19 protein-coding genes are annotated in these 24,191 nt (G+C 72.8%); 6 read left to right on the forward strand and 13 right to left on the reverse strand.

Annotation, left to right across the window (positions count from 1 at the left end):
- Window positions 1-143: 143 nt before the first annotated feature.
- Window positions 144-908, reverse strand: a complete 765-nt coding sequence (locus F4558_RS10530; RefSeq protein ID WP_167943903.1) for a hypothetical protein — start codon at window positions 906-908, stop codon at window positions 144-146.
- A gap of 16 nt (window positions 909-924) precedes the next feature.
- Window positions 925-1,734 carry an RNA polymerase sigma factor gene (locus tag F4558_RS10535; RefSeq protein ID WP_231640207.1) on the reverse strand — a complete coding sequence of 270 codons (810 nt, stop codon included), beginning with the start codon at window positions 1,732-1,734 and terminating at the stop codon, window positions 925-927.
- A gap of 361 nt (window positions 1,735-2,095) precedes the next feature.
- On the opposite strand from F4558_RS10535, the gene F4558_RS10540 reads away from it, so the two are divergent.
- Both F4558_RS10540 and F4558_RS10545 read left to right on the forward strand, forming a co-directional pair.
- Entirely contained in the window at window positions 2,096-3,469 is a 1,374-nt protein-coding gene (locus tag F4558_RS10540; protein WP_167943904.1) for a protein kinase domain-containing protein, read from the forward strand.
- Window positions 3,470-3,564: 95 nt separating this feature from the next.
- A complete protein-coding gene (locus F4558_RS10545; protein ID WP_167943905.1) occupies window positions 3,565-4,827 on the forward strand; it encodes a nucleotide sugar dehydrogenase in 1,263 nt (420 codons plus the stop codon).
- A gap of 93 nt (window positions 4,828-4,920) precedes the next feature.
- On the opposite strand, the gene F4558_RS10550 is transcribed toward F4558_RS10545, so the two are convergent.
- The 4 genes from F4558_RS10550 to F4558_RS10565 all read right to left on the reverse strand — a co-directional run bounded on the left by F4558_RS10550 (window position 4,921) and on the right by F4558_RS10565 (window position 10,145).
- Complete coding sequence (locus tag F4558_RS10550; RefSeq protein WP_167943906.1) at window positions 4,921-7,392, reverse strand: ABC transporter permease; 2,472 nt, start codon at window positions 7,390-7,392, stop codon at window positions 4,921-4,923.
- A gap of 145 nt (window positions 7,393-7,537) precedes the next feature.
- The gene (locus F4558_RS10555; protein ID WP_053660016.1) at window positions 7,538-8,203 is read right to left on the reverse strand and encodes a response regulator; all 666 of its coding nucleotides are present in this window, start codon (window positions 8,201-8,203) and stop codon (window positions 7,538-7,540) included.
- Window positions 8,200-9,411 carry a sensor histidine kinase gene (locus tag F4558_RS10560; RefSeq protein WP_167943907.1) on the reverse strand — a complete coding sequence of 404 codons (1,212 nt, stop codon included), beginning with the start codon at window positions 9,409-9,411 and terminating at the stop codon, window positions 8,200-8,202. Before F4558_RS10560 ends, F4558_RS10555 begins: the two co-directional genes overlap by 4 nt.
- A gap of 32 nt (window positions 9,412-9,443) precedes the next feature.
- Entirely contained in the window at window positions 9,444-10,145 is a 702-nt protein-coding gene (locus tag F4558_RS10565; protein WP_167943908.1) for a DUF305 domain-containing protein, read from the reverse strand.
- Window positions 10,146-10,283: 138 nt separating this feature from the next.
- On the opposite strand from F4558_RS10565, the gene F4558_RS10570 reads away from it, so the two are divergent.
- Complete coding sequence (locus F4558_RS10570; RefSeq protein WP_167943909.1) at window positions 10,284-11,729, forward strand: LVIVD repeat-containing protein; 1,446 nt, start codon at window positions 10,284-10,286, stop codon at window positions 11,727-11,729.
- Window positions 11,730-11,931: 202 nt separating this feature from the next.
- Window positions 11,932-13,179, forward strand: coding sequence for an SLC13 family permease (locus F4558_RS10575; protein ID WP_167943910.1), 1,248 nt, complete (start codon window positions 11,932-11,934; stop codon window positions 13,177-13,179).
- Between the two features lie 22 nt (window positions 13,180-13,201).
- Here F4558_RS10575 and F4558_RS10580 read toward each other — a convergent pair whose 3' ends face one another.
- From F4558_RS10580 to F4558_RS32110, 6 genes are all read right to left on the reverse strand, one after another.
- Window positions 13,202-13,675 carry a DUF1203 domain-containing protein gene (locus tag F4558_RS10580; RefSeq protein ID WP_167943911.1) on the reverse strand — a complete coding sequence of 158 codons (474 nt, stop codon included), beginning with the start codon at window positions 13,673-13,675 and terminating at the stop codon, window positions 13,202-13,204.
- Window positions 13,676-13,738: 63 nt separating this feature from the next.
- On the reverse strand, window positions 13,739-14,566 hold the full coding sequence (locus tag F4558_RS10585) for a MerR family transcriptional regulator (protein ID WP_053660003.1): 828 nt from the start codon (window positions 14,564-14,566) through the stop codon (window positions 13,739-13,741).
- A 78-nt stretch (window positions 14,567-14,644) separates the two neighbouring features.
- Window positions 14,645-16,234 (reverse strand): asparagine synthetase B family protein, encoded by a 1,590-nt coding sequence (locus F4558_RS10590; RefSeq protein ID WP_167943912.1) that lies wholly within the window; start codon window positions 16,232-16,234, stop codon window positions 14,645-14,647.
- 4 nt (window positions 16,235-16,238) lie between these two features.
- Window positions 16,239-17,210: a DUF5715 family protein gene (locus F4558_RS10595; protein ID WP_167943913.1), complete on the reverse strand. Its 972-nt coding sequence runs from the start codon at window positions 17,208-17,210 to the stop codon at window positions 16,239-16,241.
- Window positions 17,211-17,377: 167 nt separating this feature from the next.
- Window positions 17,378-18,202, reverse strand: a complete 825-nt coding sequence (locus F4558_RS10600) for an isocitrate lyase/PEP mutase family protein (protein ID WP_167943914.1) — start codon at window positions 18,200-18,202, stop codon at window positions 17,378-17,380.
- Entirely contained in the window at window positions 18,199-19,233 is a 1,035-nt protein-coding gene (locus F4558_RS32110; RefSeq protein ID WP_312877303.1) for a cytochrome P450, read from the reverse strand. Before F4558_RS32110 ends, F4558_RS10600 begins: the two co-directional genes overlap by 4 nt.
- A gap of 301 nt (window positions 19,234-19,534) precedes the next feature.
- Between F4558_RS32110 and F4558_RS10610 the strand changes: the two genes are divergently transcribed.
- On the forward strand, window positions 19,535-21,010 hold the full coding sequence (locus F4558_RS10610) for a hypothetical protein (protein ID WP_245241302.1): 1,476 nt from the start codon (window positions 19,535-19,537) through the stop codon (window positions 21,008-21,010).
- A 52-nt stretch (window positions 21,011-21,062) separates the two neighbouring features.
- On the opposite strand, the gene F4558_RS10615 is transcribed toward F4558_RS10610, so the two are convergent.
- Window positions 21,063-21,806: an ArsR/SmtB family transcription factor gene (locus F4558_RS10615; RefSeq protein WP_167943917.1), complete on the reverse strand. Its 744-nt coding sequence runs from the start codon at window positions 21,804-21,806 to the stop codon at window positions 21,063-21,065.
- A gap of 156 nt (window positions 21,807-21,962) precedes the next feature.
- Between F4558_RS10615 and F4558_RS10620 the strand changes: the two genes are divergently transcribed.
- Window positions 21,963-24,182 carry a glycoside hydrolase family 43 protein gene (locus tag F4558_RS10620; protein WP_167943918.1) on the forward strand — a complete coding sequence of 740 codons (2,220 nt, stop codon included), beginning with the start codon at window positions 21,963-21,965 and terminating at the stop codon, window positions 24,180-24,182.
- The last annotated feature ends 9 nt before the right edge of the window (window positions 24,183-24,191 follow it).

A 24,191-nucleotide genomic window follows, 5' to 3' on the forward strand; every position in this document is an offset into this window, starting at 1 on the left:
CTCCTCTGCGTGCGCCACGTCCGAAACACTCTGCCACCGTAAATCCACCCTGTGACACCGTCGCGGCGTCGACGACGCCACCAACCCCTGTCTAACAGACGAATTTCCCGGTGCAGGGCGGAACGAACCCCGCCGGTCGCCGCTCAGGCCGGGCTGGACTCCGCCGGCCGCGACGGCTTGACCTTCGCCGATTCCGGCGGCGTCGACGGGCCGGGCGGAGAGGGCGGCGTGGGCGGCGTGGACTTGCCGGGCTTCGCCTCCGGCACCAGCCGCTGGCAGTACGCCTCGACCTCGGCGGCCCCTCCGGCGGCGGTCACCAGCCGCTGGAAGGACGGCGTCCGCAGGGCCTTCTCCCGCTGCCCGGGCTTCTTGGCCTGCCAGGCGCGACACAACCCGTGCAGGTGGCTGTTCGGCGACGCCCCGGCCTGCGGCGTGGGCGGGGCGGGCTGCACGCCGGGCCGCGTGGTCGACGGCGTCGGCCGGCTCGGCGCGACCGACGGCGACGCCGCGGTGCCGCCGGAGGTGGACGGCGCGCTGGTGGGTGCCGGCGGCTCCGGATCGGGCGTCAGGTCCAGGCCGGCCGCAGCGAACGCGGCACCCGCCGTGGCGGTCGCGGCCACCGCGCCGATCCAGGCCAGCGCTCCGGTGGTCAACCGGCGGCCATGCGGACGGCGGGCCACCGGTGGCGCAGCGGTGACGCCCTCCGCGGCCCGGGCGGCCCGGAACGCGGCGACGGCGGCCTCCGTACCGGCCAACTCCTCTGGTCGGGCCGGCGCGGCAGCGGCGGCGAGCAGCCGGGCCACCGGCTCGGTCGAGGCAGTTTCGGCCGTCGCCTCGGAGTGGGCCGCGTCGAGCAGCCGCTCGGTCTCGGCGCGGTCGGCACGCCGATCCGGCCGGTACGGGTTCATCGGGAATCCCCTCACGTCAGCCGTCCGCCTGCTCGGCCTGCGACGTCGGCCGGGAGCTGCCGGTCCGCGTGCGGGGTGCGGGCGACGCCTGGACCGTCTCCGGCGCGACACCCTCGGCGGCCGAGCGGGCCGTCGTGTCGGCCCTCGGCATGGTCGTGGCGTCGGCCGAGGGGCAAACCGTCGGTGGAAGCGCGACAGCAGCGGGCGACGCTGTGGCCGTCGCCGACTGGTCCAGCAGGGCGGCGAGCCGTCGCAGACCACGGTGCGCGGCGGTGCGGACGGCCCCGGCCCGCCGGCCCAGCACCCGACCGGCGGACTCCGCGTCCAGTCCGATCACGGCCCGTAACAGGACGGCTTCGGCCTCGCGGGGCGGCAGGGTGGCGATGAGCGCCAGGGCCGCCTCGGTGCCGATCGTCTCGCCCGCCCGCTCGGCGGTGTCGGCGTCGCCGGCCAACTCGGTGAGCGCCTGCACCGGAACCGGCAGCGATGGCCGGCGGCGCAGCCGGCGCAGGTGGTCCATCGCCCGGTTGCGGGCGATGGTGACCGTCCAGGCGCGGAACTCGCCGCCGGTGAAGCTGGGCAGGTCGCGCGAAATCTGCAACCAGGTCTCCGAGGCGACGTCCTCGGCGTCCGCGCCCACCAGGGCTGTCAGATAGCGCAGCAGCCCCGGCTGGAGAGTCCGGTAGAGGAGGCGGAAGGCATCCTCGTCCCCGGCCTGCGCGGCGGTGACCGTCTGGGACAGCTCCCGCACCCGCACCGCCCTCCGCCGAAGTCCGATCCTGCCCGCCTCCGGGCCGGCCGGGCGAGGTGTCGGGGCCAGCGCCACGGTGGTCAGCTCTCGACGCGCTGCCCGCCGGGCGGCCCGAGCCGGGCTAACGGTAGGAGGGGACCACCGGGGCGACAAGTTGGGGCCGTGTCACGGATGAGTGACAATTCTCAAGCCGCTCCACCGGCGTGCCGCCGTAACAGACGGTACGGAACGGACGCTTCGCACCGTCGCGGGCGCCGAGTGGTGGCGATCGGGCCGGCGGCACGCAGGACTGTGTCGCACATTCTCACGGGATGCTGTCGTGGCGTCACACACCGGCCACGTCCACAGAGGTCGGGGCGCTGTTGCCGGTGAGTACGGCCACCTGGCCACCCGGTCGCGGCGCGCCGTTCCGCGCCACTCTGGGTACGGTAAGGCTGTGTTGTCATCGGAGGTTGTGCTCAGCGGGCGGTACCGCCTGGACGAACGTGTCGCCACCGGCGGCATGGGTGACGTCTGGCGTGCCACTGACCTGGTCCTCGGCCGACAGGTCGCGGTCAAGGTCCTGCTGCCGGCGCTTGTCTCCGACCCCGATTTCATCGCTCGGTTCCGGGCCGAGGCACGGATCATGGCGGCGCTGCGGCACCCCGGCATCGTCCAGGTGTACGACGTCGGCGAGGACGACCTGCCCTCCGGCGGCCGGGCGGACTATCTCGTCATGGAGTTCGTCGACGGCGAGCCGCTGTCCAAGCGGATCGAGGCGGCCGGTCGGCTGGACGTGGCCGAGACGATGTCGATCGTGGCCCAGGCGGCCCACGCCCTGAGCGCGGCGCACCGGGGCGGCATCGTGCACCGCGACGTCAAGCCCAGCAACCTGCTGGTCCAGGAGGACGGCACTGTCGTCCTCGTCGACTTCGGCGTGGCCCGTTCGACGAACGTGACAAGCATCACCAGCACCAACGCGGTGCCGGGCACGGCTCTCTACATGGCGCCCGAGCAGGCTGCGGGTCGCCCGGTCAGCGGCGCCACCGACATCTACGCGCTGGGCGCTGTCGCGTACTGCTGCCTCACCGGCGGTCCGCCGTTCACCGGCGACAACCCCCTCCAGGTGGCGGTCCGGCACCTGGACGACGAGCCGCCGGAGTTGCCGCACGACATCCCGGAGGCGGTTCGCGCCCTTGTGTCGCGGGCTCTGGCGAAGGATCCGGCCGACCGGTTCAGCAGCGGCTCGGCGATGGCCGAGGCAGCCCGTACGGCGGTGACCGGCGGCGAGCCGCCGACGGCGATGGCGTCGGCGGTCCCGCTGCGCGGGGCCGGGCCGGGCACCAGCACCGACGTGCCGCTCGGCGCGGCGGTGGCGACCGCGGCGGAGTCCGGGCGGCGGCGGCGTCGCGGGCCGCTTGTCGGTGCGGCCGGAGCGGTCCTTGTCGCGCTCGTCGGTCTCGGGGCGGCGTTGAGCGCGGTGGGCAACGCCGGCGACGAGCCGGCGGTCAACCTACCGACCAACGCACCGTCGCAGAGGCCGACCGAGCAGGTGGAGGTGCCGGCGGCCAACGAGCAGATCACCGAGGATCCGGGCCGCCCGAGCCGGCCGAACACTCCGGATCCCACCTCCTCGACCTCGATCACCCCGACGCCGAGCACGCAGCCCAGCGAGCCGGCCACCAGCCCGTCGCCGACGGCGAGTCCCCCCGGCACGTCGCCAACCACGCCGAGCGTCCCGCCAGCGCCGACGCAGACGCAGGCCCCGCCCGACCCGGTGCCCACCACGACCGCGCCGACCGATCCGGACGCTCCTCCGGCCGGTCTCTGATTCCCACGAGCACCAATATCCCCAAAACGGACTTACGTCGCCGTTCTTCTCTCTAGGCTCTGAGCAGGTCATTTCCACCTGCTGCGGGAGCCTGCGTGAGTGCTGAGAAGTTGGTCGTGATCGGCCAGGGGTACGTCGGACTGCCGTTGGCGATGCGCGCCGTCGAGGCCGGACTCGACGTGGTCGGCCTCGACGTCGACGCCGACCGCGTGAAGCGGCTCGCGTCGGGCGAGTCGTTCGTCGAGGACATCCACACCGATCGGCTGGGCCGGGCACTGGGCAGCGGCCGATACCACCCCAGCACCGAGTACACCGACGCCGAGGGCTTCGACATCTGCGTCATCACCGTCCCCACGCCGCTGCGCGACGGCACCCCGGACCTGAGCTTCGTCGAGCAGGCCGGCGTCGGCATCGGCCCGTACGTGCGGCCGGGCTGCACGGTGATCCTGGAGTCGACCACGTATCCGGGCACGACCGAGGAGTTGCTGCGCCCGCTGTTGGAGGCGGCCAGTGGGCTGACCAGCCCAGGCGACTTCCACCTCGGCTACAGCCCGGAACGGATCGACCCGGGCAACCCGACCTGGCGTCTGGAGAACACCCCGAAGGTGGTCTCCGGTGTGGACCCGGCGTCGCTGGCCCGGGTGGACGGCTTCTACAAGCGCCTGGTGGAGCACACGGTGCCTGTGGACTCCACAAAGGTCGCCGAGCTGACCAAGCTGATCGAGAACACGTTCCGCCAGGTCAACATCGCGCTGATCAACGAGTTGACAATGCTCTCGCACCACCTGGACATCGACGTGTGGCAGGCGATCGAGGCCGCCGAGACCAAGCCGTTCGGCTTCCTGCCGTTCCGGCCGGGCCCAGGTGTCGGCGGGCACTGCCTGCCGATCGACCCGTGCTACCTGTCGTGGCAGGTCAAGCGACGCCTGGGCCGGCAGTTCCGGTTCATCGAGCTGGCCAACGACGTCAACCACGAGATGCCCGAGCACGTCACGCAGCGGATCACGGCGGGTCTGAACCGGGACGGTCGGGCGGTGAACGGCGCTCGGCTGCTGCTGCTCGGGCTGGCGTACAAGAAGAACACCGGGGACATGCGCGACTCCCCCGCTGTCGACGTGGCCCTCCGCCTCCAGGCGCTCGGCGCCGAGGTCCACGCCGTCGAGCCGTACGCCGAGGCGCACCACATCCCGGCAGGGATCACAGTGGTCGGGTTGACCGAGCGGGAGGTGCGGGACGCGGACGCGGTGGTGGTGGTCACCGACCACGACAGCTTCGACTACGACCTGGTGGTCGAGCACGCCCGGTACGTCTTCGACACCCGCAACCGGTGCGTCGGCCCGATGGTCGAGCGCCTCTAGGCCCGGCACCGCTGGCCGGTCCCGCCGCCGGGGAAGACGGCGGGACCGGCCGGCGGGTGTCGACACCTGCCGACGGGGCCGCTGAGGCGCCGGTCACTGCTCGCCGAGCGCCTCGACCACGGGTCGGGAGAGCGCCCGGCGTGCCGGCAGCACCGAGGCGAGCAGGGCTGCCAGCACCGCGACGCCGAGGATCAGCCCGAGCTGACCCAGTGGCAGCACCACATGGAAGTCGCCACCCAGGCGGGCGAGCACTGCCATCGCCGCGGCGCTGACCCCGGTGCCCAGCCCGATGCCGAGCACCGCGCCGACCAGCGCCATCAGCACCGCCTCCACGGCGAGCATGGCCCGCATGCGGCTCCGGGTCATCCCGATCGCCCGCAGCACGCCGTTCTCCCGGGTGCGCTCCACCACCGAGAGGCTCAACGTGTTCGCCACGCCCACCAGGGCGATGACCACGGCGAGGCCGAGCAGCGCGGTGACGAACGCCAGCAGCATGTCGACAGTGCCGGTGAGCATCTTCTTGTACGCGCCCTGGTCCAGCAGGTTGACCGTCGGGTAGCGGGCCAGCACCGCCTCGATCGCGTCGCGGGCCCGTTCGGCGCTCACGCCCTGAGCGGGGTCGATCTCGGCGAGGAAGCCCCGCTGGTCGGGAAAGAGGGCAGTGAAGTCCGCGCCGGTCAGGTAGATGACGTGTCCCGCGGGCACGGCACCGGCGACCGGGGCGGTCCCGTCGTCGGCGACCACAGCGCCCACCTGGAACGACCGTCCCGCGATGGTGAGTGGGGAGCCCGCCTGCCAGCCGCGCGCCTGCGCCAACTCCCTGTGCACGAGCGCCTGCCCCGGCCCGAGCCGCCCGACGTCGCCGCTGAGCGTCCGGCCGGCCAGCGCCGGATGGGCGGTGCGGATCCGGACGTCGTCGCTGATCATGGTGCGCTGCTCGTGCACGACGCCCAGTTCTGGCAGTGCCGCCAGCTCGGCGGCGAGCAGCGCGGGCAGGTCCTGCCCGATGCCGGTGACCACGAAGTCCGTACCGATCTGGGCGTCCACGTTGCGCTCGATGCCGTCCTTGGTGCTGCGCGCCCCGACAACGAACGCCGACACCAGCCCGATCCCGATGACCAGGGCCGTCGCGGTCGCGGCGACCCGGCGCGGATTACGGACCGCGTTCTCGACCGCCAGCCCTGCTGTCGTTCCGACCAGCCGGCGGACGGGCCAGCCGATCACCCGGACCAGCGCCGGTACGAGCACCGGCCCGAACAGCACGATGCCGAAGAACGCGAGCACTCCGCCCAGTGCCACCAGCAGCACCTGCCCAGCGCTGGCGGCACCGACAAGCGTGGCGATGCCGAGGCCGAGCACCACCGCGCCGAGGGCCAGTCGCAGCAGGCCGGCGCCCTGGCTGGGCTGCACCGCGGCGTCGGTGAGCGCGGCCACCGGCGCTACCCGGGTGCCCCGCCAGGCCGGCAGCAGCGCGGCGGCCACTGTGAGCGCGGTGCCGAGGAGCAGGCTGGTCAGCACTGTCGAGCCGGCCACTGTCAGCCCGCCGGTGAACGGCACGTCCAGCCGGGACATCAGCAGCCGCATCGCGGCGGCGAGGCCCACACCGAGCAGCACACCGAGCGCGGAGGCGACAAACCCGACAAGCGCCGACTCCAGCAGGGCGGCCCGGAAGACCTGCCCCCGGGTGGCGCCGACCAGGCGCAGCAGCGCGGTCCGCCGGGTGCGCTGGGCCAGCACGATGGCGAAGGTGTTGGCGATCACGAAGCCGGCCACCACCACCGCGACACCGACGAACGTGAGCAGCAGCATCGTGAACTGGTTGAGGTCACGGACCGCGTCGTCGACGGCGTCGTCGAGGATCTGCTGGCGGCCCTTCACCTCGACGTCGGCGCCGACGGCCGCGCGTACCCGCTCGGCAAGCGCCGCACCGGAGGTCCCGGCCCGCGCCGCCACCATGATCCGGCCGTAGCCGCGCCCGTCGGTGACCGCGAGGGCGTCGGACCCGACCAGACCGATGAACGGTCCGCCGACGTCGCGGGTGGTGCCGGCCACGTCGACGGTCCCGACAAGGGTGTACGGGCGGGCGGCGTCACCGGTGCCGCCGATCTGGACCGGGGCGCCGAGGGTGAAGCCCTCCTCGGCAACTGTGGGTGCGTCGAGCACCACCTCCCCGGCGCTGTCGGGCAGCCTGCCGGCGACCACGTCGTACGAGCGCAGGGCTGGTTCGGTGGGGATGGCGGCGAGCACGGCGAACCCGAGCACCGGCCGGGCGTCGACGCCGAGAACCCCCGCCGTGCCGGTCAACTCCCCGGCCGCCGCGACCACCCCGTCGACAGCCCGGACCCGCTCGACCAGGCTGGCCGGCAGTGGAGTGTCGCCGCGCGGATAGACACCGAGGTCGGTGTGCCTGTCGAACACACCGGCCCGGTCGTACGCGCCGGCACGCATCCCGTCGGCGAAGATCAGAGTGCCAGCGATGAACGCGACGCCGAGCACGACGGCCAGCGCGGAGAGCAGCATGCGCAGGGCTTCGGCGCGCAGCGAGCGCAGCGTCATTCGGATCATGGAAAGGCTCCCGGTACAGGCGTGGATCGGTCCCCTCGACGCTATGGCCGGTGCGCTCCGATCGTTCTCCACCTGCGCGCTCGACCCGCGTACGCCCTGAGTAGCCCTCGGCCCGCCGGCCATACGCCCCGGGTCGTACGTCAGGTCACCGGCCGGGGGTCACCAGTCCGCTCTCGTAGGCAAGCACCACTGCCTGGACGCGGTCGCGGAGCTGGAGCTTCGCCAGGATCCGACCGACGTGGGTCTTCACGGTCGCCTCGGCCACGTGGACCTTCGCGGCGATCTCGGCGTTGGAGAGCCCCTGCGCGACAAGCAGCAGCACCTCGCGTTCCCGGTCGGTGAGCTGCGCCAGCCGGGGGTCGGCGGTGGGGCCGGCGCCGAGCTGGCCGGCGAAGCGGTCCAGCAGCCGACGGGTGATCGACGGCGCGACCACCGAGTCGCCCTGGGCCACCACCCGGATCGCCGCCAGCAGTTCCTCCGGTGGGACATTCTTGAGCAGGAAGCCGCTCGCCCCGGCCTGGAGCGCGGCGAACGCGTCCGCCTCGGTGTCGAAGGTGGTCAGCACCAGCACCCGGGGCGGGCCGGTGGGACGCTCGGCGCAGAGCCTGCGGGTCGCCTCCACCCCGTCCATGGTGGGCATCCGGATGTCCATCACGACCACGTCGGCCTCGGTGCGGGCGAGCACGCGCAGCGCGTCGGCGCCGTCGATGGCCTCCCCGACCACCTCCAGGTCGGGCTGGGAGTCCAGCACCATCCGGAACCCGGCGCGTACCAGCGCCTGGTCGTCCACGATCACCACCCGGACCGTCATGCCGCGATCACCTCCGTTGCGGGTTCCGACCGTAGCGGTAGCCGGGCCTCCAGCTGCCAGCCCCCGGTCGGTCGGGGGCCGGCGGTGAGGGTGCCGTCGTACACAGTCACCCGCTCGCGCATGCCGAGCAGGCCGTGCCCGCCGGACGGCGCCGGGCCCACGGCCGGGCGGCCCTGGCCGTCGTCGACGACCCGGACCACGACGACGTCGTCGGTGTAGGCGAGGGTCACCTCGACGTCGGCGCCGACGCCCGCGTGTTTGAGCGCGTTGGTGAGCGCCTCCTGCACCACCCGGTAGACGGTCAGCTCCAGGCCGGGCGGCAGCGCCGGCGCGTCACCGGTGACGGTGTCGCGCACGCGCAGCCCGGCGTCGCGGAACCGGGCCAGCAGATCGGGCAACTCGGCCAGGGCGAGGCGGCGGTGTTCCGGGTCGGACACCACCGCCGACCCGCCGGCGTCGGACGGGCCGGCATCGCGGAGCACCCCGACCAGTCGCCGCATCTCCTCCAGCGCCGCCCGACCGGTGTCGGCGACCACCTTCACGGCGGTGCGCGCCTGCTCGGGGTCGCGGTCGAGCATGAACCGTGCCCCGTCCGCCTGCACGATCATCACAGCCATGCTGTGCGCCACCACGTCGTGCAGCTCGCGGGCGATCCGGGTGCGTTCCTCGGCGACTGCCGCCCGGGACTCGGCCTCCCGCTCGCGTTCCAGGGTGTTGGCGCGTTCCTCCAGGCTGAGCACGTACAGCCGGCGGGTGCGCACGTTCAGCGCGACGAGCCACACCGCTCCGGTGACAAGCGCGTACCACATCGCGGTGCCCCACCAGCTGATGCCGGCGGGGGTCTGCGCGGCGGCGAGCAGCACACCCACGGCGGCTACCGCGCCGGCCAGGACGCCGTCGCGCAGGCGCCTGCCGTACTTCACCACGCTGTAGAGCGCGATCAGGACGGCGACGTCGAAGGCGAGCGGACCCCACCCGGCGATCACCTGTAACAGGGCGAGCGTCCCGACCACCACTGTCACCGCGCACGGGTGCATGCGGCGGAACAGCAGCGCCACGGCCATCGCCGCTCCGACGCCGCTGGCGGCCCAGCCGCCCGGCTGGTTGGTCGCCCCGGCAAGACCGAAGAGCAGCACCCCGGCCGAAACGGCGACGTCGAACGCGACACCGCGCAGCGGGCGACCGAACAGCGTGCGACTCACGGTCACCCAGCGTACGCGCTGGCTGGCCGCCCTTTCGCTCAGCCGGCGAGGGCCTGGCGCATGCGGTCGATCTCGACGGTCTGTTCGGTGGCGACGGAGTTGGCGAACTCGCCGAGCGTCAGGTCGGAGCCGACCTTGAGGAGGTTGGTGGCCATCTCGATGGCACCCTCGTGGTGTTCGGTCATCATCCGGACGAAGAGCCTGTCGAACTCGGCCCCGCGGGCGGCGGCCAGTTGCCGCAACGCCTCCGGTGACTGCATCCCGCGCATGGTGCCGTGGTCGTGCCCCGGGGCGTCCTCCGGGATGCCACGGGTCTTCAGCCAGCCGCGCATCAGGCCCATCTCCGGGCCCTGGCTCGCCCGGATCCGGTCGGCGAGGGCGCGGACGGCCGGGTTGGCGGCGCGGTCGGGCGCCAGTTGCGCCATCTCCAGGGCCTGCGCGTGGTGCGGGATCATCATCCGGACGAACCAGACGTCGAACGAGTTGTGTGGGGCGGCGCCGGCGTCGCGGACCTCGTGGGCCGGCCGGGTGGCCGCGGGCTCGCCGGGCCGGCCGGGTGCGATGACCGTGAGGTCGGTGGGTACCGGGCTGACGGTCGGCGCGGCGGTGGTGGGTGCCGAGACCGGCTGCGCGGCGGACGTCCCGGAGGTGTCCCGTGCGCGGAGGACGACGAACGCCACCACGGGCAGCAGGAGCACCAGTGTGACAAGCGCCAGCAACCGTGCGCGCCGACTCGTCATGGGCCACTCCCTGGGGTCGAGGTAGTCGCGATGCTATCCATTGACAAAGGCGTTGTGATGTGACGCGGCTCACATCGACACTCTTCTTCCGGCGGTAATGTGCGCACCATCGTCTCCCCCGTGCGAAGGGCCCCGCCGATGATCAGACTCCACAAACCACAGATCCGACAGATTCGGATCGTGGCGCTCGCCGCCACCGGCCTCCTCGTCGCCAGCGTCCTCACCGCACCGGCAAGCAGCGCCCAGGTCGTTCCACAGTCGGCTCCGGCGCCCGCTGCCGCCAACACGATCCCCGGCGTCGACGAGATCGTGAGCAGCCCCAACCTCCGCCAGATCGCCAACATCCCGAAGGTCGCGCCCCTCGACGGGACCAACAGCGACCTCGCCTTCCAGGGCAAGTACGCCTTCGCGGGCAACTACAACGGCTTCGTCATCTACGACATCTCGCGGCCCAGCGCGCCGAAGGTCACGTCGCGCGTGTTGTGCCCGGGGTCGCAGAACGACATCTCCGTCCACGGTGACCTGCTCTTCCTCTCCACCGACTCGTCCCGCAGCGACGACTCCTGCAACAGCACTACGCAGGCGGCCAGCGTGAAGGAGTCGTGGGAGGGCATCAAGATCTTCGACATCAAGAACAAGGCCAACCCGCGGTACATCAAGTCCGTCGAGACGGCCTGCGGCTCGCACACCCACACCCTGGTGCCGGGCAAGGACCGCAAGGCGGTCTACCTGTACGTCTCGTCGTACAGCCCGCGGGCCGAGTTCCCCGACTGCCAGCCGCCGCACGACTCCATCTCCATCGTCAAGGTGCCGCTGAAGAAGCCCACCGACGCTGCCGTGGTCGCCACGCCGAACCTGTTCCCGGATGGCGGTTTCCCGGGCAGCACGAGCGGCTCGGCGACCACCGGTTGCCACGACATCACGGCCTACCCGGAGAAGGACCTGGCCGCCGGCGCCTGCATGGGTGACGGCATCCTGATGGACATCCGCAACCGGGAGGCGCCCCGGGTGCTCAACCGAGTGCGGGACACGACCAACTTCGCGTTCTGGCACTCGGCCACGTTCAACAACTCCGGCACCAAGGTGATCTTCACCGACGAGTTGGGTGGCGGCGGCGCGGCGACCTGCAACGAAGCCATCGGCCCGAACCGGGGCGCGGACGCCATCTACGACATCACCGGTCGCGGTGACGCCCGGAAGATGAACTTCCGCAGCTACTACAAGATCCCCCGCAACAACGCGGACACCGAGAACTGCGTGGCGCACAACGGCTCGCTGATCCCGGTGCTCGGGCGGGACATCATGGTCCAGGCGTGGTACCAGGGCGGCATCTCGGTCTGGGACTTCACCGACTCGGCCAAGCCGAAGGAGATCGCCTTCTGGGAGCGCGGTCCGCTCTCGGCCGACACGCTTGTCGGCGGTGGCACCTGGTCGGCGTACTACTACAACGGGTACATCTACTCCAACGACATGGTGAAGGGCCTGGACGTCCTGGAGCTGAACGACTGGCGCACCTGGACCGCCAAGCTGGTCAAGTACAAGGAGCTCAACGTGCAGACCCAGCCCAGCTACCTGAGCTGGTAGTCGTCACGCACTGATCTGGCAGGCACCGCGCAGGACGCCGGGCCCGGTCCCCGAACCTCGGGGGCCGGGCCCGGCCACGTTCCAGAGGTACGGGTGTGCCGCTGCCGGACGGCAGGCGAGCACCCGGTGCGCTGGTGGGACTGGTCACCACGACGGGGCCAGCGCGGGCGCCGGACCAGCGTTGGTGAGAACGTGGTCAGACGTGAAGTCTGTCGCCGTCGCCGACGCGCCCCTCTCCGACGCGCCCCTCCCCCCACCCGGGCCGACCCGGCGCTGGCGTCCCCATCCGCTCGACCTGGTAGCTGCCGTCCTCGCCGTGGCCGGCGCGGCCTGCGCGCTCGGCGGGCTGCTCCCCCGCGCGGAGACGGCCGCCACCCTGCACCGCGTCCTGCCGCTGCTGCTCTTCCTCGGCACCGTGATCGTGCTCGCCGAGTTGACCGCCGTGGCCGGCGTCTTCGACGTGCTGGCCAGCCGGCTGGCCGGTGCCTCCCGTGGCAGTTGGGCGGCGCTGTTCCTGCTCTGCGGCGGCCTCGCCACGGCCACCACCCTCGTGCTCAACCTGGACACCACCGCCGTGCTGCTCACCCCGGTGCTGCTCGCGCTGGCCCGCAGCCTGCACGTCCCGGCCGGCCCGCTCGCCGTCACCACGGTCTGGCTGGCGAACACCGCCAGCCTGCTGCTGCCGGTGTCCAACCTGACCAACCTGCTGGCCGCCGACCGGGTCGGGCTACCCCCGCTGGCGTACGCGGCGCGGATGGCGCTGCCGCAGGCCGCCGCCGTGGCGGTCACCATGACGCTGCTCTGGTACGCCTGGTGGCGGCGAGAACGGCCGGTCGGCGGGCGCTTCGTCCCACCCGCCCGGCACGTACCCGCCGACCCGGTGCTGTACCGCACCGCCCTCGCGGGCTGCATGCTGTTCGTGGCCGGCATCCTCGCCGGTGTGGAGATCGGTGTCGCCTCCACCGTCGCGCTCGCGCTGGTGCTCGTCGGATTCCTCGTCCGCTCCCCCGCCACGCTGCGTCCCGCCCTGGTGCCCGTACGCCTGCTGCTGCTCGTCACCGGCCTGTTCCTGGTGGTGCAGACCCTGGGCCGCCACGGGCTGGACGACCTGGTGGCCCGGCTGCTCGGCACCGACGGCGGGACGGCCGGTGCGCTGCGCGCCGGAGGCACCGGGGCGCTGCTGGCCAACGCTGTCAACAACCTGCCGGCGTACCTGGCCGGCGAGTCGGTGCTGCCTGCCGGCGACGAGACCCGTCTGCTGGCCCTGCTCATCGGCACCAACATCGGCCCGCTGGCCGCGCCCTGGGCGTCGCTGGCCACACTGCTCTGGTTCGAGCGGTGCCGGGCGGCCTGGGTGACGGTGCCGATGCGCCGGTTCGTGCTGAGCAGCGCTCTGCTGGCCGTCACCGGCACGCTCGCCGCGGTCGGCGCGCTGCTGCTGGTGAGCTGAGCGGCGAGCGGTCGCGCTCGCGTCACACGGCCGACCGCTGCACGGCGAGCATGAAGCAGCCGTACACCACGTTGCGGCTGTGCAGTTGGTGCACCGCCGGGTCGGCGAGCAGCTCGACGATCACCGCCTCCGGGTCCGTACCGTCGTGCAACCGGCCGCCGCAGATCCGGCCCTGCCGGTCGTACGCCCGCAGGACCTGGGGTCGTCCCCGCCACGCAGGCGGGTGGACGCCCGCGGGGTCCGGGCCCGGACAGGCGGCGGCGTGCGCGAAGACCGGGCCGACCTCCCGGTACGGGCCGGCAGCGACCGGCGGCGCGTAACCGAACAGGAGCAGCTGTTCCCCCTGTTCGGCGTCGCGCAGGCAGCAGCGCAGCGGTTCCCCGCCACCGGCCGCGAGCGCCTCGATCGGTCGGTCGGCGGCGTCGCGGCCGGTACGGCGGACGGTGTCGAGCGCTGCGGCCGGCAGGGCGTGGATGCGGAATGAGCTGTTCGTCATCCGTCCAGCCTTGCCCGGCGGCCGCACGGACGCTGGCGGCAATCGGACCTGGCGCTGGGCGGATCAGTCCCGGTACACGGCGAGCTGGAGTTCGGTGATGCCCTTCTCCGGGGTGTCCGGGCAATACTCCAGGTACAGCTCCCGGGCGAACCCGTCGGTGCGGTAGCCGTTCTCATCGATCCACCGGGCGAGCGTCTGCATGCTCGACTCGACGTCGTCCATCGCGCCGTGGTGGATGATGGTCGCCGCGCTGCGCAGCCCGGGCAGCTCCCGCATCGTGACGTCGAAGGTCGCGGACGGCTCGGCGTCGACAATGACCCCGGCGTGGACGACGACGGCGTCGCCTTCCGGGTCGGCGGGCTCGTACCAGGCGATGGCCGGCCCGGTCGGGGTGACACCGGCAGCCGACAACCGGCCGAACAGCTCGGGGTAGAGCGGCTGGATCACCGGGCCGATGTCCTCGGCCTGGTAGCTGGGTGCGACGGCGGTCAGTTCCGCGAGGCGGACCGGCGCGATCTCCTTGAGTACGACGTCCTGGGTGGTCATCCGACCCTCCGATTCGATCATGCGGAGCCTCGCCTCGACGGCGGTCAACCGCGCGGTGTCGGCGGCCAGCTGTTCGGCCAGCTGGCTGCGGCGCAGCCGCAACATGCCGCGCAGCTCGGCGACGTCGACGGCGTCGTCGAGGATCGCCCGCACCTGGTCGAGAGTGAGACCCAGGTCCTTGAGGGCGATCACCCGGTTGAGCCGGCGCAACTGGTCCGCGCGGTAGAACCGGTATCCGGTGTGCGGGTCGACGCTTGCCGGGCGGAGCAGCCCGATGCTGTCGTAGTGGCGCAGCATCCGCACCGACACCCGGCCGAGTCTGGCGAAGTCTCCGATGGTGAACATGGTCCCCCCACACTCGCCCCTGACATCGTGTCAGAGTCAAGCGCACCGCACCGGCCCGCGGCCCGGTGGAGGCACCGCTCAGCGGCGGGGTGGGCGCGGGCCGACGAGCCTGCGGACCATCGGCGCGGCGTTCCACTTGGCCGCACCGACCAGGTCGCGGGCGTGCTCCAGGACTGTGTAGTCGGGCCGGTTCATCCCGTCGGCGATGGCCCGGTCCAGGTCGTTGCCGCACCGGCTCAGCACCGTGTCGAAGTCCCGGCGGACCGGCTCCAGCAGGTCGTAGCCGAACGCGCGGTGCATGCGGGCGAACAGCGGCTTGTACAGGCGGACGCGCTCGTGCAGCCCTGACGAGTACGACATCGGGTTCTTGGGCCGCCGCAGCACATAGTCGGGCAGGACGTCGGCGAACGCCCGGCGGACGATCCACTTCTCCTGACCGTCGCGCAGCTTCAGGTCCAGCGGCAGCCGCATCGCCAACTCCACGACGCTGAGGTCGAGAAACGGCACCCGAGCTTCCACGCCGTGGCCCATGGCGGCCCGGTCGACCCGCTGCAACTCGGTGCGGCACAGGTTGCGGATGCGATGCAGGAACAGCCGCCGGGACGCGACCGGGTCGACCTGGTGATACATCGAGTAGCCGCCGAACAGCTCGTCGGAGCCGTCCCCGGTGAGCACCACCTTGACGCCCAGATCCCGCAGCCGCCGGAAGATCGGCACCGAGACGACGGCGTTGATGATGTCGCCGTACTCGGTCAGCTCGGAGATCCGGATGGCCTCGCGCACGTCGGCCAGCCGGATGTCCCGCGGCCTCAGTTCGACAACGACGTGCGGCACGTCGAGGTCGGCGGCGAGCCGCCGGGCGTACGTCACGTCGGGGCTGTCCGGCACGCCGACGGTCACCGCCACACAATCCGGATGGATGTCACGCACCTGCCGCAGTGTGAGCGAGCTGTCCAGCCCACCGGAGAGCACCACCCCCACTGTCAGGTCCGTGTCCACCCGCATCCGGATGGCGTCGGTCAACGCGGCGCGGACAAGCAGGGTGGCCTCGTCCGGATCGTCGATGACCGGCAGCCCCTCACCGATGGTGAGCAGGTCGACGTACGGGCGCAGGCGCACCTGCCCGTCGGGCTCGGCCCAGCCGTGCTGCCCCGGCGGCACCTCGACGATCGGGGCGCGGTGCCCGACGAGCGCCTTGACCTCGGAGGCCACGTGCAGACAGCCGGGTCGCCGCGACCAGTACAGGGGCTTCACCCCGAGCGGGTCCCGAGCCAGGTACACCCGGCCGGTGGCCCGCTCGACGATGGCGAACGCGTACTCGCCGCGCAGGCGGGTCACCGCCGCCTCGCCCCACTGCTGGAACGCGGCGAGCAGCACCTCGGTGTCGCTGTGCGTACGGAACACCTGCCCGAGGCGGGTGAGCTGGGCGCGCAACTGGAGATGGTTGAAGATCTCGCCGTTGAAGCAGAGCAACAAGCGCTCGTCTGTGGAGGTCCAGGGCTGCACGGCCCGATCCCGGTCCACGATCCGCAGTCGGCGGGTGCCGGCGAGCAGCCCGTTCTCGGAGCGGGTCTCGGTGACCTCACCTCGGGCGGCGAGGGCGGCGAGCATCCGCCGGAAGGTGGCCGGGTCAGCCTCGGTGCCGATACTCAACGCGATGCCACACACGGGCTCAGACCCCCAACTCGGCCTCGTACGCCCGGCGCAGTCGACGCCGGGCGGTGGGTGCCAGGCACAGGTGCCAGGCCTGGCCCTCGTCGATCACGTTCAGCTCTCCGGCCCCCTGCCGGGCCAGCAGCAGCTCGGCGAGGGCCTCCCGCGCGCCGAACCGTTCGAACCAGGCCAGTTCGACGTCGACGGAGTAGCCGAGGCAGTGCCCGCTGGGCAGCATCGCCGCGTAGCCCAGGCGGCGCAGGCGGTACTGGTGCTCCGTACTGCGGACAAGGCTTGTCACCCACAGTGGCGGCGTGGCCGGGGGCGCGGTGGCGGCGAACTCCCGCCCGAGGTCGTTGAGCAGCGCCACGACCTCCCGCCGGGCGCGCCGGAACAGCAGTCCGGCGGTGCGCGGTGTCGCGTCCGGCCGCAGTCGGCGGCGCAGCCCCCGCGCCGCGCGGCCCAGCACGGTGGCCGGCTGCTCCTGGTAGCGGAAGCGCAGCAGGTCACGGCGGCGCAGCCACTCAAGGTCGACGAGCTCGGCACTGCCGTTGACCTGGTCGTCGGTGACGAACGCCGGCGCGTCCTGCCACCACAGCACGTCGATGCGGGAGAGCAGGTAGATGCGGACCAGCGCGGTGAGGTCCCGCGCCGAGGTGCGGTCGTTCGGCTGGTAGCGGGCCATCTCCAGCAGCAGCGTCTCGCGCGCACCGAGCAGACCCTGCGGGGTGGCGTCGAGCACCGCCGCCAGGGCGGGCTCGCGCAGCCGCTGGTCGATGAGCACCTGCCGGGCCCGGGTGCTGGCCGCGTCGGCCAGGGCGCCCACCTCGACGAGCAGTTCGGCCACGGCCGCCCGGTAGGCGGCGAGGTCGGGTGCGGCTGCGGCGGTAAGCCGTCGAGGGCTGCTGCCGAAGGGCTGGCGGCGGGCCGGTGCGGTGGGCGACGCGGGCGTGCCGGGCTGCTGTCCCGGGCTACGACTGGGCACTCGCATGACGGGGTCCCTTCTCCGGTCACGGCACTGGCAGATCGCCCTGAAACACACCGTAATCATCGGGACCGGCATGGACCGAACAATCCTCCTATCTGCCCCGAACGGGAGCGGGCGGGGCGAGGCGGCGCAGGCGCGACAGACGGGAGCGGGTCAGGCGGGCCGCGCCGTCAGGCACCGGCCGCCGTCGCCAGGCCCTGCACCTCGGCGTACGACGGCAGGCCCGCCGGGTCGACGACCCCGTCGGAGCGCACCACGTCGGCGGTGTCGAGCGCGGCGGCCAACGCGGCGCGGAACAGCAGGGAGCCGGTGCTGACCCGGGCGACCCCGGCGCTGCCCAGCTCGGCCACGCTCGGCCCACCCGGTTGGTACAGCGCGTTCACCGGCGCGTCGATCCGCCCGGTGAGGACACGCAGCGTCACCTCGTCGACGACGCCGGGCACGAAGATCCCGTCCGCTCCGGCTGACCGGTAGATCCGGGCGCGGGCCAGACCCTGCGGCAGCGGGTCTGCCACGCCCAGCCACCACGCGTCGGTACGGGCGTTGACGAACAGGTCCGGTACGGCCGCCTTCACGGCCGCGATCGTGTCGGCCGTGCCGTCGGGGTCGGCGAGGGTGCCGTCGGGGCGTCCGTCCTCCAGGTTGATCCCGACCACGCCGAGCCCGGCCAACTCCGACACGTACCCGGCGACGGTCGCGGGGTCGTCGCCGAACCCGGCCTCCACGTCGACGGTGAGCAGCAGCGGCAGCCGGGCGATCCGGCGGGCCAGAGCCAGCGTCTCGGCGGCGGTGGCCGCGATGCCGTCGGGTCGACCGGCGGCCGCGGCGACGCCGAGGCTTGTGGTGCCGATCGCTGGATGGCCGCGTGCCGCGAGGGCCGCCGCCGAGGCGTGGTCCCAGGCGTTGGGCAGCAGCAGCGGCCGGCCGTTCCGGCCGGCGTCGTGCAGGGCGCGGAACGCCGCACGTCGCTCGGTGTGGGCAGTGGTTCCGGTCATCGGACGGTCACCTCCAAGGTCGTCGGCACGCGCAGGGTGAGGTGTGGCTCGTGCCGCAGCACGGCATCGGTACGCCGGCACCGCTCCCGCAGCACGTCGAACACCCCGGCGGCGAGGGCGAGGGCGTGCCGGTCACCCGGGCAGCCGCGCTCCCCCGCGCCGAAGGTCACCATCCGCGCTCCGGGTCGGCCCGGCCGGAAGGCCTCCGGGTCGGTGAACTCCCGTGGGTCGCGGTTGGCCGCGTCGAAGCGCAGCTGCACCGGGCTGCCCGGCGGAAGATGCTGACCGCCCAGGCGTACACCGGTGACAGTCACCCGACGGGTGGCCGGCACCGGCGGGTCGAGCCGGAGCACCTCGGACAGCATGTCGGCGGTCTCCAGAGCCCCGGGCGGGTTCGGCGCGGCCGGTGCCAGCAGATGGTGGGTGGCGGCGCCGATCAGACCGGCGGTCGCGTCGCACGCCTGGACGAGCAAGCCGATCAGGTTCGCGCGCACCTCCGGCGGGCCGGCCGGCGCCAGAGTCAGCAATCCCGCCACCGCCCGGTCGGCCCGCTCGACAAGCGCCGGGTCGACCCCCGGGTGGTATGCGGCAGCCACGAACTCGACCGCCGACGCGGCGGCGACCGGATCGGCGTAGTCGAGCCGCCGTGCCAGCACCCGCAGCGGCACCGCCCGGGCCAGGTCACGCATCACGTCGAGGCGGTCACCGGCGGCGTCCAGAACACCGGTGGTGAGGCGGCCCGCCTCGTGTCGCAGGTCGTCCGAATCGAGGGCGGCCAACGCGTCCACACCGATCGCCCGCCGCCCCGCGTGGCGCTGCGGCGGGCTGAACCGGCTGACCTCGGAGCGCAGCCAGGCGAGCGTGCCGACCGGACCGGTGTCGACGGCCGGCACCTGGAAGGCCGGGTCGGTGAGCGCCGCCCGGACGTCGACGTGGCGGGTCACCCACCAGCCACGGGCAGGCGCGAACGAGGGTGGGCCACATGCCGGCGTTGCGGCGGCGGGCGCGATGACGGGCCAGGTGTCGGTCACCGCCCGACCGTAGGACCCGAACCGTTCGCCCCCGACCGAACAGTCCCGCCCTGCGCCCGCGTGATCGTGCTCGATCCAGGATCCTGTGGCCTCGACCGCGAGCGATACCACTCCATCCTGGATCGTGTGCCCGCTTTCGGGCGGGGGAACGCCCCCGTGGCGCGAACTGGTGCCGTTCGGGTCGGGGCGGTTACGTGACGCGCGCCGGTGCGTTGAGTAGTGCGGCGGTCTGGTGGTTGGGGCTGGTGCGGGCCGCCGGAGATCGGCAACCAGCCCGTGTGCAGGTTCGGGGGAACCAGTTGTGACGGTGGCGGTGTGGGCGGGTCTGACGATCCAGGCGGCGGCCCTGATCTGGGTGCACACCCTGGTCAGAGGTGAATGGGGGCGCAGGCCGGGGGCGTTGATGCTGGCCGCTGCCGTGGTCTTCCACGGCGTCACAGAGCTCATGCAGGCGATGTGGCCGGGGCGCAACTTCTTCCGCACGTACGTCGATCAGCAGTTGATCGACAACTGGATACTGCTCGTCTCCGTCGCCATCGCCTGCTACGCCGTCACCTACGGGTCGGTCGTGATGCACTCGCGGCGCCGCAAGCCGGCCGCCCACGCCCACGACGAGGTCGGTCTCGCACGGCTGCGCCTACCGTGGCTGCTCCTTCTGGTCCTGCCGCTCCTCGTGGCGACCGGGCAGGGCAAAGGTGCGCTGCAACCGCTGGCACCGGTGGCCGCCGAGAGTGACATCCCCGAGCGTGGCGGCGTGCTCGTCGACCTGGCCGGTGAGTTCCTGGTGCCGGTGGTCGGCGTCATCGGGGCGGTCATCCTGGTGCGCTGGGGGATGCGGTGGCTTGTGCCCGTCCTGGCGGTGCAGGGGGTGCTGCTCGCGCTGGCGGGCACGCGGGCAATGATCGTCTTCGCGGCGGTCCTCACCCTGATCGGCGCAGCGCTGCACGGTCTCCGACCGTCTCGACGGCAGGTGGCACTCGTCGTGGTCGTCGTCGCTGCGTTCACCGCGTTGATCTCCTCCACCCGCGCGGTCGCCGGCCGGGAGGTCTTCGACGCGGGCGCCGGTAGCGGGCAACGCGTCGAGGCGCTACTGGACGGCGCGACGTCTATCCACACTGCGGAGAGCCGGGAAGCAATCACCAACGACGTCATCTACAGGTTCGACGGGAACACCTTCGGGGCTCTCGTGTTCGACAGCCTTCGCGGCGCGGGCCAGCCCATCGGCTTGGAAACGATTGGCAACAACCTGGCGATGCTCGTTCCCAGCTTCCTCTCCCCCGAGAAGCTACAGAACCGCAGCTTGGAGCAGCGCAGCGAAGAGGCGTACATCGACTCGGCACACGGGCTGAGTCAGTACGTCGACTGGTTGCCCACCATCCTCGGGTCCGTGGTCGCGTACTACGGGCCGGTGGGATTGCTGCTCATCGCCCTGCTGCTCGGGTTGGCCTTCGGGGCCGTGGAGGTGTTCGCACTCCGCTCGATGAGCACGGTGCGGGTGGTGTTCGCGATGGGGCTTGGGCAGTGTGCCCTGCAGTACGGGTCGGGCCCGCAGACCGTCATCACCACGCTGCGGATGGTTGTCGTGCTCGTGCTGCTGATGGCGGCGGTGGCGTGGCTGCGCCGGCACCAGGCGGCACGGACCACCGCGCCCGGCCGGCTCGGTGGCACCGTTGGCGGGCGCCAGCGGCCGAGGCACAGGGCCGCGCCAGGGCGCCGGATGCAGGGCCGGCCGCTGGTGCGGGTGGGGGAACCGGCCCGGCCACGCTGGACCGGGTGAGCCCGGCCGGTCAGTTCGCCCGTCACGCGGGCGCGCGCGACGCCATCCGGCATCAGGCCCGGCCGCTGCCCTGCGGTGGAGGGCCGGCAGGGGCGAGGGCCTCTTCGCTGACGTCGAGGGTTTCGGCCAGGGCGGTGCGGCCGACAGACGTCAACCGGACCGCGCGGCCGACACCCGGGGTGGTCCAGCCCAGCTCGGCGAAGCGGCGGCAGAGTGCCGCGCCGAGGCCACCGGCCAGGTGGGGGCGGCGCTCGGTCCAGTCCAGGCAGTCGCGGACCACGGGACGCCGCGCGGCGCGCAGCACATCCACGGGTACGCCCAGCCCGGCGGCCCAGGCCCACCCATCGGGCGTCAGCGTCAGGCCGCTGGCCCGGTCCAGTCGCCCGCCGGCCAGTAGCGCGTCGTACATCAGCACGCCCAGCCGCCCGGCCAGGTGGTCGTAGCAGGTCCGGGCGTACGCCATTGCGGTTGCGGTGGTGGCAGCGCGCAGCGACGTGGCCGGACGGGGTGCGGCGGGCGTGTGGCCGGCCAGTGCCTCGATCAGCTGGGCCACCGACGGGCCGGCGAGGCGCAGGTACCGGTGTCTGCCCTGCCGCTCTTCGACAAGCAGTCCACCCCTGACGAGTCGGGTGAGGTGGTCGCTCGCCGTCGACGGGGCGACGCCGGCCCGGCGGGCCAACTCGCCGGCGGTCCAGGCGCGGCCGTCGAGCAGCGCGACGCAGATGTCGGCGCGGGTGCCGTCGGCAAGCAGCGCGGCCAGCTCGGCCATCGGCCGTCCCTCGGTGACACCACTCATGCCCCCCATCATCGCCGCGACCCGCGTCGCACCGGTCGGGCGGCTCCCCGGTCGTGCACGCGCGCTCTTTACAACGTTGTATCCATCGTTGTAGAAACGAGGCGCACACCGTCCCCTGTCGCCACACCGCCACCCACTCTCGCGAAGGCAGGCCCCATGCGACATTTCCGCCGCGGCGGCGCGCTCGCCACAGTGCTCCTTCTGCTCCTGGCCGCGACCCCGTCCCCGTCCGTCGCCGGCTCCCCCGGCCCGTCCCGCTACCGCAACCCGGTCTCCGCCGCCGTCGGCGACACCTTCGCCGACCCGGTCATCGTCCGCGGCGACGACGGCTTCTGGTACGCCTACGGCACCACCGACCCGCTGCGCGAGGGTGAACACGAGTTCCACCGGGTGCCCACGGCCCGCTCGGCCGACCTTGTCGACTGGACGTACGTCGGCGACGCGTTCGGCCCGGACCAGCGCCCGCCGTACGCGGCACCCGGTGCGGCGTTCTGGGCACCCGACGTGCGCCGGGTCGGCGACCAGTGGGTCATGTACGTGACGGTCACCGACACGATCGTCTCGGCCGAGGGCAGCGACTACGCCATCGGCGCGGCCACCGCGCCCAGCCCGACCGGGCCGTGGACCTTCGCCGCGCAGCCCGTCGTCGCGCCGCGCCCCGGCGGCGGTGGCGGCTACCTGTGGACCATCGATCCCAGCCAGTTCACCGACGTCGACGGACGCAACTACCTCTACTACGGCAGCTACTACGGCGGCATCTCGGTCACCGAATTGAGCCCGGACGGGCTGCGGGCGGTCGGCGCTCCGACGCTGGTGGCAGTCGACAACAAGTTCGAGGGCAGCTACGTGCTGCGCCACGACGGCTGGTACTACCTGTTCGCGTCCACAGCGAACTGCTGCGCCGGGCCGGCCACCGGCTACTCCGTCCAGGTCGGACGCGCGCGCAGCCCACGCGGCCCGTTCACCGACCGCGACGGTGTCGCGCTCACCGCGTCCCGGGCCGGCGGCACCCCGGGCCTCACCCAGAACGGCAACCGGTGGATCGGCACCGGGCACAACGGGTTCGTCACCGACCTGTCCGGGCAGGACTGGATCGTCTACCACGCCATCGACCGCGCCGACCCGTACCTCGACGAGCCGTTCGGCATCAACGAACGCCCGATGCTGCTGGACCGGCTCGACTGGATCGACGGCTGGCCGACTGTCAACGCGGGCGCCGGCCCGTCCGACGGGCTCCGGCCCGCGCCGGTCACGACCGGGCGAGTCGACGAACGGTTCGACACGACCGACCTGGCCCGCTGGCGACGCACCGGCCAGTGGCGGGTCGCCGACGGCCGGCTTACCGGCAGCGGCGCACTGACCAGCCGTACCACCGTCGGCGGAGACGTGCGCGCGGAGGCCGACCTGCGGCTGACCGGCGCGACAAGCGCCGGGGTCACCCTCGACGACCGGGTAGCGGTCCGGGTGGTCGGCGGCCGTCTCGTCGCCAGCGACGGCCGCAGGAGCGCCAGCGCGCCGCTGCCCGCCGGCTTCGCACCGGCCGACCGGCACAATCTGGCCATCGAGGTACGCGGGCGGCAGCTCGTCGCCGAGCTGAGCCCGGCCCGGCTGGGTGACCAGCTCGCCGTGGTGTCGTTGCGGCTGGACCGCCCGGCGGCCGGCCCGGTCGGGTTGACGGCCACCGGCGGCCCGGCCGAGTTCGACAACGTCAGCGTGGCCCGGCTGTACCAGCCGGCGAAGCGGGCGGTGCCCGAACCCCGCGTGACCGGTGCGCCGCTGCGGGCGTACTCCGACGAGTTCGACGACGGGCTCGACGGCGACTGGCGGTGGGTACGCGAGGACCCCGCGGCCACCGTCTCCGGCGGGGCGCTGCGCTGGCCGGTGCAGGCCGCCGACCTGACCGGCACCGGCAACACGGCGGGTGTGCTGCTGCGCGACGCGCCCACCGGCGACTACGTCGTCGAGACGACTGTGACCCTGGACCTCGGCGAGGAGACCGTCCGCAACTACCAGCAGGCCGGCCTGGTCGCCTACGTGGACGACGACCGGTTCGCCCGGCTGGCCCAGGTGGCGATCTGGAACACCCGCCAGGTCGAGTACGGCTACGAGCTGCCGTACGCCGGGCAGCCGGTCTACGGCGGCAGCATCGTCGGCACCCCGGCCACCACCACCTGGCTGCGCTTGGCGCACCACGTCGACCGGGCAACCGGTGAACACGAGTTCCGGGCCGGCTCCAGCCGCGACGGGCGTACCTGGACGTGGGGTGCGGTGTGGACCTTCCCGGCCGACACCACCCCCCGGATCGGGCTCGTCGCGCACGGCGGCGCCGAGCCGGCGGTCACCGCCGAGTTCGACTACCTGCGCTTCTACCGCTGAGGTGAAGTG

Origin of the sequence: Micromonospora profundi (assembly GCF_011927785.1) — a bacterium.
Taxonomy (GTDB): Bacteria; Actinomycetota; Actinomycetes; order Mycobacteriales; family Micromonosporaceae; genus Micromonospora; species Micromonospora profundi.

Coding starts and splice junctions, on each gene's coding strand:
- F4558_RS10530 (WP_167943903.1), bottom strand. CDS start 908: ATGAACCCGTACCGGCCGGATCGGCGTGCCGACCGCGCCGAGACCGAG.
- F4558_RS10550 (WP_167943906.1), bottom strand. CDS start 7,392: ATGATCCGAATGACGCTGCGCTCGCTGCGCGCCGAAGCCCTGCGCATG.
- F4558_RS10555 (WP_053660016.1), bottom strand. CDS start 8,203: ATGACGGTCCGGGTGGTGATCGTGGACGACCAGGCGCTGGTACGCGCC.
- F4558_RS10565 (WP_167943908.1), bottom strand. CDS start 10,145: ATGACGAGTCGGCGCGCACGGTTGCTGGCGCTTGTCACACTGGTGCTC.
- F4558_RS10570 (WP_167943909.1), top strand. CDS start 10,284: ATGATCAGACTCCACAAACCACAGATCCGACAGATTCGGATCGTGGCG.
- F4558_RS10580 (WP_167943911.1), bottom strand. CDS start 13,675: ATGACGAACAGCTCATTCCGCATCCACGCCCTGCCGGCCGCAGCGCTC.
- F4558_RS10585 (WP_053660003.1), bottom strand. CDS start 14,566: ATGTTCACCATCGGAGACTTCGCCAGACTCGGCCGGGTGTCGGTGCGG.
- F4558_RS10595 (WP_167943913.1), bottom strand. CDS start 17,210: ATGCGAGTGCCCAGTCGTAGCCCGGGACAGCAGCCCGGCACGCCCGCG.
- F4558_RS10600 (WP_167943914.1), bottom strand. CDS start 18,202: ATGACCGGAACCACTGCCCACACCGAGCGACGTGCGGCGTTCCGCGCC.
- F4558_RS10615 (WP_167943917.1), bottom strand. CDS start 21,806: ATGAGTGGTGTCACCGAGGGACGGCCGATGGCCGAGCTGGCCGCGCTG.
- F4558_RS10620 (WP_167943918.1), top strand. CDS start 21,963: ATGCGACATTTCCGCCGCGGCGGCGCGCTCGCCACAGTGCTCCTTCTG.